Below are 10,160 nucleotides of genomic sequence, written 5' to 3'. Positions count from 1 at the left end.
CGCTATCCGAGAACCTAGGTTCACGAGTAGCGAACTTTTCTTCGCTCCAACTGGAGGAGCAGCAGCGTACGCATGCTACAGCGCAATCAGGTTCGCTAATTTGAGAACCTGGTTCGTTACAAGAATCAAATCGAGCCGGACTGCAAAGTGTAGTGCCTTCGTTCCTCGAGATTCCCAGCAGAAGGAAGCATCGCGAACGTAATCTGCTGTGCAATTATCGTCGTTTATTCAGCAACCCTGCTCCACTCCGCGCAGCTGAACTACAACGTGGAGTGTGCAGCGTACAAAGACCATTAGTTAGTTTAAATGCTTCTCAGTTGAGAGCTCAGTTAGTGTAGTAAATCAGCGTATATGCTATGACTTACCACAACTCGCTATGCCACACTAGGACATATGTCCAACTATTTCGCATCCCCCGCAGCTCCCCGTCTCTCCTCTCCCGCCCACAAAAAAAGCCGGCAAAGCAGGTTGTCACCCTGCTTGCCGGCCAGCTACGTCGCCGCTCTAGTGTGCAGCGAACGGATACAGCTTGCCTTCTACGCTGAACGAGGATTGCCCTGTCTCCTCTGATACGACCAGCACCAGCGCATCGCTGCGCTCCGTCAATCCCATCGCAGCCCGGTGGCGCGTGCCGAGCTTCCGCTCCCCAGTCTCCATTGCTGCCAGAGGCAATACGTTGCCTGCCGATACGATCCGATCCTCGTTCAAAAATACCGCGCCGTCATGCAGCGGTCCTCCCGGAACAAAGATCGTCTCCAGCAGCGACGGCGTAAGCTCGGCATTCAGGTGAATCCCTTTGGTAATGAACGGAAGCACCGGATCTTTCCGCTGCACAACAAGCAGTGCGCCGTGACGGCGTTGCGACAAATGGCGGACTGTCGTGGACAGTTCCACGAATTTGTTCGTATAGTTGGACAAAAAGCATCTTAAGTAATAGGCCGCGGCAAGCGATTCCAGCTCCACGACCTTATTCTTGATTTGCTCGAATTCATTCAGCATGCAGTCATTGTTCTCTTCATCCAGCCGATGGAATAAATCAATGAATGACTGTTTCATTGACAGCAGCTCCTGCTTGATTTCCTGCTTAAGCGGTGAAAAATCGCAATTGTTTTGCTCCATTGCCAAGTCCGCCAACTTTCCCCAATTATTGTTCATTCCCTACTATTGGTTCCCTGTTGCCGGCAATTTTACGCGCATGCTATACGTTTTTCACGAAATGCGGCTTGCTGTAATGACTCGTGCCCCCGCCTCCAACGAAAACCTGTCCGCCTTTCGGAAAAGCAATGAGCTTGCTTTGCCCGTTAGTCAGCAGCACGTCAACCTTCGCCCCGTTCACCTTGGCTGTGTAAATCACATAGCCTGTTTGTGAAATTCGGGTTGACCAATGCCGGTCAAACTCTGAGCGGGCTACCCGATTTGAATAAACCTGATTTTCCCTAACTGCCTTACCCTTTGCTTTCGAACCCATCCGATCGCCTCCCATAGCGTGATGTATCCTGCTTCTATGCTATGCGGATTTGATAGATTGGTACTCGCCAAAAGGAAGATTCATAGAAAAAGGGGGAACGGCGTTCCAAGATAGCTGCCCTTCTCAGCGTTTCACAACCATGCCAAGCTGCCCGGCAAATGCGGCGGCCTGCAGCGGCGAAATGATGCAGCCGCGCAGCTCAGGCAGTGTAGCGCCCAAACTATCAAACTCGCAGCTGCTCAAATCGATGCCGGAGAGCTTCGTCTGCGAGAACTGTGCCTGATCCAGCTTGGTCTCCTCCAAATAAAACTCGGTCAAATTCGAATTAAAGAAATCCCCATAGGCGAACGTTCCGCCTTGCAGCTTGACCCGCTTCGCATTAATCATGCGAAAAACTGCATATTCGGCATAGCAATCGATAAAGGTAGCATTGCGAAGCATACCGCTGCTTATATCCATTCCGATCAGCTTGCAATCCTTGAACACAACGCGATGAAAAATCGCATCCTGAAAATCGGCATTCGATAAATCGCAGCGTTCGAAAATGACATCAGTAAATTCCGATTTGCGCATCCGTACTCCCCGCATCGTCACATTCGTGAACTTCATCCGGTCAAAACAAGCCTTGTAAGGCGCTTCTCCATACAGTTCGCAATCCTGAACAATGCTGTCTATAAACTCGCAATCTTGACCGAGCTCATTAATATCTAAATCCAGAGATTCTAGAGAAGCCGGAACTTTCGGCAGATCCACCAGCTGTTTTTTACCCGCCATATACGCACACCCCATTTACAAAATTAAACAGACCAATAAATTACCAGAACGTGCATTTGCAACATTAATAGAATAACCTTCGTTTTCTACAGTGTGTGCACAAAACAAACATCAAGGAGATTGAATGACATCATGAACAAATTGAACAAAAAATTTGGACTAGCAACGCTAATTATCGCACTAGGTATTATGTTATCAGCATGCTCAGGAGCAAGCAACACAAGTGATCCGGGCAAAACGAACAATTCGAACAACTCCTCCAACGTGACTCAAGAAAATAATTCATCGGCTAAAGCACCAGTCAAATCAACGAAAGAAATGGTAGACAGCGTGCTTGCTGCGCATGAACAGCCAAAATTGCTGGAGCTTGAGAGCGCGATGGTCAAAGATATGTACCACTTCGATCCTGCCCTTCTGGAAGAATCGACGATTATGACACCGATGATGAACGTGAAGACGAATGAGATCGCCGTTCTGAAGGTGAAGGATTCCAAAGATGTAGCGGCTGTTGAAGAAGGCGTGAAGAAACGCGCTGAAGACGTGCAAAAAACGTTCGAGACCTACCTGCCGGATCAATATGAAAATGCTAAAAACTACAAGCTTGTGACGAAAGGCAACTACGTTATTTTCATCATATCTGAAAGTGCAGACGAGCTCGAGCAAGCTTTCGAAGCTTACTTCAAATAATCACCAGCTATGGTATTCAGCAGCCTGCTGTTTCTGTTTCTATTTCTGCCTGCTGTACTGGCCCTGTATTTCATCTCGCCCTGGCGGATTAAAAACTTCGTCCTGTTCGCAGCCAGCTTGGTTTTCTATGCATGGGGCGAGCCTGTCTATATTGTCATCATGCTATTGTCTACCGTTACGGATTATGGCTTTGGCTTGCTGCTTGGCAGGCCGGGCTTATCCGCCAGCAAACGCAAAGCGGTTGTCGCGCTTTCGATTGCAGTCAATCTGGCATTGCTGTCTTATTTCAAATATGCCGATTTTCTAATCGGCAACTTGAATTCGCTTTTAGGCACAAATATTCCGCTAACCGATCTGGCGCTGCCAATCGGGATTTCATTTTACACCTTTCAATCAATGTCCTATATCATCGACGTCTATCGGGGAACCGTGAAGGCGCAGCGGAACTGGCTTGATTTTGCCACCTTCGTTTCCTTGTTTCCACAGCTTGTGGCCGGTCCGATCGTCCAATACTCCACTGTTGCGGAGCAGCTGCGGAACCGCAAGGCAACGACGGAGCTTTTCGCCGAAGGGGTTCGGCGCTTCACGGTCGGACTAGCGAAAAAGGTGCTGCTCGCCAACAATATCGGATTGCTGTGGGATACAATCTCCGGCACTAGTCCTCATATGATGCCCGCTTTAATGGCGTGGCTGGGAATTGTTGCGTTCGCATTCCAAATCTATTTTGATTTTAGCGGCTATTCGGACATGGCGATTGGTCTCGGGCTTATGTTTGGCTTCCGCTTTAACGAAAACTTCAATCGGCCATACACAGCGCAGAGTATTACCGACTTCTGGAGACGGTGGCATATTTCGCTCAGCACCTGGTTCCGGGACTATGTATATATACCGCTTGGCGGCAACCGCCGCGGACTGCTCCTGCAGCTAAGAAATATCCTCATCGTCTGGATGCTGACGGGACTATGGCATGGAGCAAGCTGGAACTTCCTGTTCTGGGGCTTATACTTCGGCATCATACTGACCGGTGAGAAAATGTTTCTGCTGAAGCTGCTGCAACGGCTGCCGCGCTGGGTGCGCCATGTTTATGCGCTGCTGCTCATTCTGATCGGCTGGGTGTTTTTCGCCTTCGAAGAACTTCCTTCTATCGGCCATTATCTGCAGGCAATGGTTGGCTCCAATGGACAGCCGGCTTGGGATGATGCAACGCTGTATTTGCTCTATACGAACGCCATTCTGCTCGTCATTCTCATAATTGCCTCTATGCCTAAGCGCCGCTTCCGTTTGGCAGATAAACTGCCCGTCCTCAAGCTGGGCTGGCATTTCGCCCTGCTGCTGCTTTCAATTGCTTATCTGGTCGATGCGACGTTTAATCCGTTTTTATATTTCCGGTTCTAACGAACCGCCTGGAGGGCTTGCGCACGATGAATAAACGAACAGACCGCATCTATGCCGCCGGCTTCGCCATCCTTCTGTTCGCGTTCAGCCTGCTGTTTCTTTTCATGCCGAAGAAGGCTTTCTCCGAAATCGAAAACCGCAGCCTGCAAAAAACGCCGCAGTTCAGCTGGAACAAGCTGCTGGACAAAACGTTTTCCGAACAGACAGAGAGCTTCGTTACGGATCATTTTCCGCTGCGGGATCAATGGGTTGCTGTCAAGTCGACAATGGAGCAGCTGCGGCTTCAGCAGGAGAACAACGGAATTTACAAAGGCAAAGACGGCTTTCTATTCGAGCAGTTTGCCGAACCGGAGCCCATGAATCTAGCCAAATTCACGGAGGCTGTGAACAAGTTCGCGAATAAAAATCCCCATACAAACATTAGCTTCCTGCTCGCGCCGACCTCGATCGGTATTTACCCGGAGCGGCTGCCGTGGCTGGCTCCCGCTTATCCGCAGTCTATCGTCAACAATTCCATTAAAGAGCAGGTGAGGGAGCATGTCCGCTTTATTAACGGATTTGATTTTTTGAAGCCTGCGGCTGAGACGGACCCCAATAGAGATTTGTATTACCGTACCGATCATCACTGGACGACATACGGCGCTTATTTGGCTTACCGGGCTTATGCGGAGCAAATGGGCTGGCAGCCTATGGAGGAGTCGGAGTTCGATATTCGTACAGTGACGAACAGCTTCCTAGGAAGCTACCATACTCGCAGCCAATTCAATGGATTGAAGCCGGATTCCATTCAGGCGTATTTGCCGAAAAACAAAGCGGAGTTGAAAATGCATATTTTCGACGATGACACGACCGTGCAAGGATTATATGAAGACAGCTTCTTGGCGAAAAAAGATAAATACTCGTATTTTCTCGGCGGTGTTCACGCGCTAATGACAATTAAAACCGAGCTGCCTCCCGATGATGCCGATCTGGACAAGCTGCTTGTCATCAAGGATTCCTATGCGCATAGCATGCTGCCTTTTCTGGCGCTGCATGTCCCGGAAATTCATATCATTGATCTGCGTTACTACAACGGCAACATCACCAGCTATATGAAAGAAAATGAGTTTAATGGCGTGCTGCTGTTGTTCAACACGACGACATTCTCAAGCGGTCAGGTAATATTGAAGCTTGGTTATTAATGGGAATGTCACAGCTGGGATAGGGTTAACAGGACAGGGAGAAGAAAGCGTCGTCTCATGCTGAGGCATGCGCTTCCCTCTCCCTGTTCCATTGCCGAGACCATGTGCTGCAGCTCGTTTTGCCCGTTTAGTTCTTTCAAAATGCAAAAATACATTTTGATCCACTCATTTCAGCTGCTTTTCCCCTTCAAAATGCAAAAGTGCAGTTTGTTTGGCTAAAATCAGCCCAAAACGGCACTTTGCGGGCATTTCAACTGCACTTTTGCATTTTGATGCCTGAATTCGGCAGTTTGAGTCCCTTCAACCTGCACTTTTACATTTTGATCACCGAAGGGGCAGTCCATCGGCACGTTTATCGAAGTATTTTGCTAGTTTGATCGTGTTATTTCCCGCCCGTTTTTTGCAGCTGTTCGATCACCGCGCGTGTCTTCGCGTTAAAAGCTTTAAAAAAAGCAATCAGCTCGCTGTTCAACAGCCCTGCATTGTACAGCATCTGAATCGATACAAATTCCGGCTGCCCTTTGTCATTCACAGAAGTAATGACTCCAGCTGCCTTCGCAGCATCCAGCGCGGGTTTCGTCCACGCGGGCGGCGTCTGATTGCCCGAAATGTTCACATACTTTTCCAAGTTGGCAACTTTATTCTGCAGCTCGTTAAAAGCTTGTTTTTCCGCTTCTGTCATCGGTTCATCCTCCTGATCGATATATTTGGCCCGCAGCTCCTCAACCGTTCCGGCATACTCGTTGAGATCGACCGGTCCGCTGATACCGGCTACCTTGCGCCCGCCGCTGGGCCTGCTTCCTCCTGTTGAACCGTCGCTATACTGCCAGAAAGTCCATTTGCTCCATGCGGTGACGTTTGACGGCGGCTGCGTGCTGTATCTCGCAACCCACAGCTCATAGCCTCCAAGCGATGCGTCAAAGTTTGCAGCAAAACTGTTCCCCGTATAAATAATTGGCTTCACCCCGACAAGCCGCTCCAGCTCCGTCAAAAAAGCTTTTGCAACCGCGTTAATCGCACTTTTGCTCAGCTTGCCCGGATTGTTCTCGTAATCCATCACGGGAGGGAGATCGAGCTGGCTTTTCCCGCCTACCGTCGCTATGGCGTTCGCAAAGTTAGCCGCGTCCTTTTTCGCTGCATCCGTCGAAGCCGCATTGAGAAAATGATAGGCTCCGATCAACACGCCGCCCGCCCGGGCTCCCGATACGTTGCTTGCAAAATAAGGGTCCCGATAGGATTGTCCTTCACTCGCCTTTGCGAATGCAAAGGAAATGCCGTCTGCCGCTGTTTTTTTCCAATCTATCGTTCCTTGATAACGTGAAACATCAATTCCTTGCGCATTGCCTCCGCTTCTTGCTTGCATCGATCACAGCGCTCCTTTCCTAGCACGTCCTTCTATAGGATAAGCAGGTCCATCCTTTCCCGGAACGGCGGCTGTACGGCAAGTCCTGCTGAGCGCAAAAAAAAAAAGGAACCGTCTGCCCGACAGTTCCCCTTCCAACGACAGCCTCCGTAATAGAGCCGCCTCACCTTTCCCGCGTAAAACCTACTTTTTCCCTTCCTCACCCTTGCTACCGTAAAACTGCAAATACTCGTCCATATGAGCAGCCCAGTACTTATCGTTATGTCCTCCTGGACTTATGTGATACTCGTAGCTCACGCCGGCTTGATCCAGCGCTTCCATCAGCGCCTGATTGCCTTCGGCTATAGTCTCATGCTCCTTGTCGCCATGATCGAGGTAAATCGCTAGCTTGCTGGCCGTCCCTTTGCCAACGAGCATTACCGGGTCTACCTCTTCCTGAGGCTGACCTCCCTGGTACAGCCAAGCCAGATAGTCCGGCGTCTCCTTCCATACAGCCGCACTGTGGCCGCCAACCTTGCTGAACATCTCCGGATGGGTAAAAGCCAAATGCAGCGCCGCATAGCCGCCCATTGAAATACCCCCGATATAACGGCCTTCACGGCTGGCTACTGTATTATAATTGGCGTCAATCGCAGGTATGAGATCCTTCAGCAAATAGTCCTCATATCTGCCAAGCTCATATTCATGCCGCTTGTCCAGCTTATCGGAGGAGTTGACGCCGTAGCTGTTGTCGAGCTGCGGAGCTACGATAATGAATGGCATGATCTTCTCTTCGTTGACCAGCTTCGCGGCACGCTCACCAATGTTCAACCCGCCGGAGAAAAAGCTGTTCTCATTGCCGTTTTTCCCGTGCAGCGCATACAAGACAGGGTAGGGACCGCCCTTGCCGTCCGCATAATCTTCCGGCAAATAGACATTTACCTTCATCGCCTTCCCCAGTGCCTCGCTCTCCAGTGTCAGGTGCTGCATCATGGAGCTGTCTGCCGTCTGAGCCGCTGCCTCCAGCGTCTCTTTCGCCGTTCCGCTTGAATCGATCATCGTTCGCTCGACGGCTGTGCTCCCGCAGCCTGCAAGCACTAGCATAATAACAGCTGAGCAAATAATCTTTTTCATCTGATGTCTCATCTACGACCCTCTTCCCTATTCCGCTTCCAGCAACAACTTAAAACAATTGCGCCTTTTCCCGGTCATGAACTTCACTCGGATGCTCCTATCCATTCTGGTTCAAAATCTCTGTTTTTATAACGGCTGATACCTGCGTAATGTTTCTTCATGCAAAAAAAGAAGCCTGAAACGCCTAGCAAGCGTAACGGCTCCTTCTCTCTGCTCTCTAACTCCATATGTCCTGCCATTACCCGCTTATCCTTGCATCTGCGCTGCAAACCAGTCCCAGCCGGTTCCCACATGCTCCGGTTTATGAGAATCCGAACCATACACGCATTCAACGCCTTGCTTCAGGCAATCCGCAATGAACCATTCCGGCACATAGGGCTTGCCGCAGGTTTCCACCCGCAGTCCGGCTGTATTGACGTCAATGCCTACGTTTGATTTGGCAAGCAGCGGAAGAATGCCCTCAAGCCTTGCCCGAATTTGAGCTTCTTCAATTGGCGGAAGCGCCTTGGCGAACTTTTCAATCAGATTAATATGCCCGATCCGTTTGCGCATTGGAAGCCCCGCAGCGAAAGCAATCGCTCCTTCGACGTGATCGTAATAGGCGTCCACAAGCTTTTCCATCGTGCCGTAATAACCGAGCAAATACTCCCTAGAGTAGTCTGCCGTAAAATCAATACAGCGCGTACCTCCGATACCCGGCAAATAGTGAACCGAATAGACGACGTCTTCCAAATCACGTCCCCACTGATCGACAATGCGCTCCGTAAAATCAAGCTGGCCCGGCAAATAATCCAGCTCCAGACCGACGGTAACCTCGATGCGTCCTTTATATTGCTGTTTCATTTGCTTGGCATATTCCATATAAAGCGGCAATTCCTCAGGCGGCATAGCCAGCTCGCGGAACAGCTTCTCGTCTTCTATTAAACCCGCCGGAAGAGGCGGATGCTCACTTATCGTATAACGCTCGAAGCCGAGCTCGATTGCCCTGTCCAAATATTGCTCTTCGGCCGCATCGCTGCCGTGATAACAATAACGGGTATGCGTATGCCCGTCCCATTTCAATACCATCATTAACACTCCTTGCGCTTTTCTAGTGCACTCCATCCCATTCTATCGCACCAGAAGCCCTTTTCTCCAGCTTTACATGAAATTAACGAGTTAGCATTCGTATTCATCCAGCCAATATGCCCAATAGTTGCCGATCAGCGGCTGCAGCAGCCGATAGGCTTCCTCTGTTTCCTTGTAAAATGTATCCTTTGCGCTATCCTTAGTCAGCGGCATCGACAAATACAGCTTGCGGACCGTCCACTCGAAGCTATGTTGCGGGATAAGCTCGTCACCCTCACCGCGACTTACCTTCAATTCCCATGGCCGGTTAACGAATCGGGAAAAATCAGCTTTGGTCCACTCGCTATTGTGCAGCAGCTGCTCGATCATTTCATCCGTCATCCCGCTTAGCTCGTTTTGCGACAATTGTCCGCGGTCGATTAATATTTGCACCAAATGCAAAACCAAAGCACTCGGCCCAATATCCGCTATTGAGGCGTGAATGCCCGCTTCCTCCACAATAAGCCGCTGAACGAGCTTAACGGTCTCAATATCCCCGTACAAATAACCGGCTTCCTCTTCCAGACGGGACAATATTGCACGCGGCATTACCGGCAATCGTCCGCTAAAATAAGCGCTTCTCACCCAAGAATCCAAATGGTCCAATTGAAGCGTATGGTTCCGATTCCGGAGCAAGCTTGCCGTCTCTCCTGTTATTAAATGAAGCAAGCGGGCTTGATCCAGACCATGAGCAGCCAAAATGCCGCTAATCTCCGGGGATTGAATCCGGTCCAGCGTAATCGCGTGATGATCAATCCCCTCGATCCTCTCAAGCGTATGGCTAAACGGCACATGACCGATATCATGCAGCAGCGCAGCTGCTCTCAGCTCCATATCCTCGGGATGGAAATAGGCGATCGTCGCAAAAACGCCCAGCGTATGCTGCAAGCGGCTGTAATTCAATTGGGAATTCAAATACATGGGGCCGCAATGATGAATCAGATGCAGCCTCCTTACCCAACTGGACTGCAGCAGCTCCCGTTCGGCTGGAGTCAGCTCTGTATGAAGCTGCCACATCGGCTCCCATAGCGCCCCGCTTGTCCCATCCATCTTAATTTTTGAATCAGGCATT

General features: G+C 50.1%; 11 protein-coding genes. 3 read left to right on the top strand and 8 right to left on the bottom strand.

Annotated features, from left to right (window positions below; all coding sequences use genetic code 11):
• Positions 1–504: 504 nt before the first annotated feature.
• The 3 genes from cdaS to ACFVVF_RS13320 all read right to left on the bottom strand — a co-directional run bounded on the left by cdaS (position 505) and on the right by ACFVVF_RS13320 (position 2,242).
• On the bottom strand, positions 505–1,119 hold the full coding sequence (cdaS, locus tag ACFVVF_RS13330; RefSeq protein WP_387811437.1) for a sporulation-specific diadenylate cyclase CdaS: 615 nt from the start codon (positions 1,117–1,119) through the stop codon (positions 505–507).
• Positions 1,120–1,198: 79 nt separating this feature from the next.
• Complete coding sequence (locus tag ACFVVF_RS13325) at positions 1,199–1,468, bottom strand: hypothetical protein (RefSeq protein WP_387809935.1); 270 nt, start codon at positions 1,466–1,468, stop codon at positions 1,199–1,201.
• 123 nt (positions 1,469–1,591) lie between these two features.
• Positions 1,592–2,242 (bottom strand): pentapeptide repeat-containing protein, encoded by a 651-nt coding sequence (locus ACFVVF_RS13320; protein WP_387809932.1) that lies wholly within the window; start codon positions 2,240–2,242, stop codon positions 1,592–1,594.
• A gap of 132 nt (positions 2,243–2,374) precedes the next feature.
• Here ACFVVF_RS13320 and ACFVVF_RS13315 point away from each other — a divergent pair, with 132 nt between their 5' ends.
• From ACFVVF_RS13315 to ACFVVF_RS13305, 3 genes are read left to right on the top strand one after another with little or no spacing between them, the layout of a single operon-like run.
• Entirely contained in the window at positions 2,375–2,929 is a 555-nt protein-coding gene (locus tag ACFVVF_RS13315; RefSeq protein ID WP_387809929.1) for a DUF4358 domain-containing protein, read from the top strand.
• 9 nt (positions 2,930–2,938) lie between these two features.
• Entirely contained in the window at positions 2,939–4,324 is a 1,386-nt protein-coding gene (locus ACFVVF_RS13310) for an MBOAT family O-acyltransferase (RefSeq protein WP_387809927.1), read from the top strand.
• Between the two features lie 26 nt (positions 4,325–4,350).
• Positions 4,351–5,505: a DHHW family protein gene (locus ACFVVF_RS13305; protein WP_387809924.1), complete on the top strand. Its 1,155-nt coding sequence runs from the start codon at positions 4,351–4,353 to the stop codon at positions 5,503–5,505.
• A 382-nt stretch (positions 5,506–5,887) separates the two neighbouring features.
• On the opposite strand, the gene ACFVVF_RS13300 is transcribed toward ACFVVF_RS13305, so the two are convergent.
• From ACFVVF_RS13300 to ACFVVF_RS13280, 5 genes are all read right to left on the bottom strand, one after another.
• The gene (locus tag ACFVVF_RS13300; protein ID WP_387809921.1) at positions 5,888–6,868 is read right to left on the bottom strand and encodes a glycoside hydrolase family 25 protein; all 981 of its coding nucleotides are present in this window, start codon (positions 6,866–6,868) and stop codon (positions 5,888–5,890) included.
• Between the two features lie 183 nt (positions 6,869–7,051).
• Entirely contained in the window at positions 7,052–7,993 is a 942-nt protein-coding gene (locus tag ACFVVF_RS13295; RefSeq protein ID WP_387809920.1) for an alpha/beta hydrolase-fold protein, read from the bottom strand.
• Positions 7,994–8,064: 71 nt separating this feature from the next.
• Positions 8,065–8,220 (bottom strand): hypothetical protein, encoded by a 156-nt coding sequence (locus tag ACFVVF_RS13290; protein WP_387809917.1) that lies wholly within the window; start codon positions 8,218–8,220, stop codon positions 8,065–8,067.
• Positions 8,221–8,227: 7 nt separating this feature from the next.
• Positions 8,228–9,052, bottom strand: coding sequence for a histidinol-phosphatase HisJ (hisJ, locus tag ACFVVF_RS13285; RefSeq protein ID WP_387809914.1), 825 nt, complete (start codon positions 9,050–9,052; stop codon positions 8,228–8,230).
• An 87-nt stretch (positions 9,053–9,139) separates the two neighbouring features.
• On the bottom strand, positions 9,140–10,159 hold the full coding sequence (locus ACFVVF_RS13280; protein WP_387809911.1) for an HD domain-containing protein: 1,020 nt from the start codon (positions 10,157–10,159) through the stop codon (positions 9,140–9,142).
• Between the last annotated feature and the right edge of the window lies 1 nt (position 10,160).

It is taken from the genome of Paenibacillus sp. NPDC058174, from assembly GCF_042883865.1.
Lineage (GTDB): Bacteria > Bacillota > Bacilli > Paenibacillales > Paenibacillaceae > Pristimantibacillus.
The sequence above is the reverse complement of the archived record's forward strand: the minus strand, read 5'-3'. Positions and strand labels throughout refer to the sequence as shown.

Excerpts from the sequence above, each read along its gene's own strand:
- ACFVVF_RS13295 (WP_387809920.1), bottom strand. The coding sequence starts at position 7,993 with ATGAGACATCAGATGAAAAAGATTATTTGCTCAGCTGTTATTATGCTA.
- ACFVVF_RS13300 (WP_387809921.1), bottom strand. The coding sequence starts at position 6,868 with ATGCAAGCAAGAAGCGGAGGCAATGCGCAAGGAATTGATGTTTCACGT.
- ACFVVF_RS13290 (WP_387809917.1), bottom strand. The coding sequence starts at position 8,220 with ATGGCAGGACATATGGAGTTAGAGAGCAGAGAGAAGGAGCCGTTACGC.
- ACFVVF_RS13315 (WP_387809929.1), top strand. The coding sequence starts at position 2,375 with ATGAACAAATTGAACAAAAAATTTGGACTAGCAACGCTAATTATCGCA.
- hisJ (WP_387809914.1), bottom strand. The coding sequence starts at position 9,052 with ATGATGGTATTGAAATGGGACGGGCATACGCATACCCGTTATTGTTAT.
- ACFVVF_RS13325 (WP_387809935.1), bottom strand. The coding sequence starts at position 1,468 with ATGGGTTCGAAAGCAAAGGGTAAGGCAGTTAGGGAAAATCAGGTTTAT.
- ACFVVF_RS13305 (WP_387809924.1), top strand. The coding sequence starts at position 4,351 with ATGAATAAACGAACAGACCGCATCTATGCCGCCGGCTTCGCCATCCTT.
- ACFVVF_RS13280 (WP_387809911.1), bottom strand. The coding sequence starts at position 10,159 with ATGCCTGATTCAAAAATTAAGATGGATGGGACAAGCGGGGCGCTATGG.
- ACFVVF_RS13320 (WP_387809932.1), bottom strand. The coding sequence starts at position 2,242 with ATGGCGGGTAAAAAACAGCTGGTGGATCTGCCGAAAGTTCCGGCTTCT.
- cdaS (WP_387811437.1), bottom strand. The coding sequence starts at position 1,119 with ATGGAGCAAAACAATTGCGATTTTTCACCGCTTAAGCAGGAAATCAAG.
- ACFVVF_RS13310 (WP_387809927.1), top strand. The coding sequence starts at position 2,939 with ATGGTATTCAGCAGCCTGCTGTTTCTGTTTCTATTTCTGCCTGCTGTA.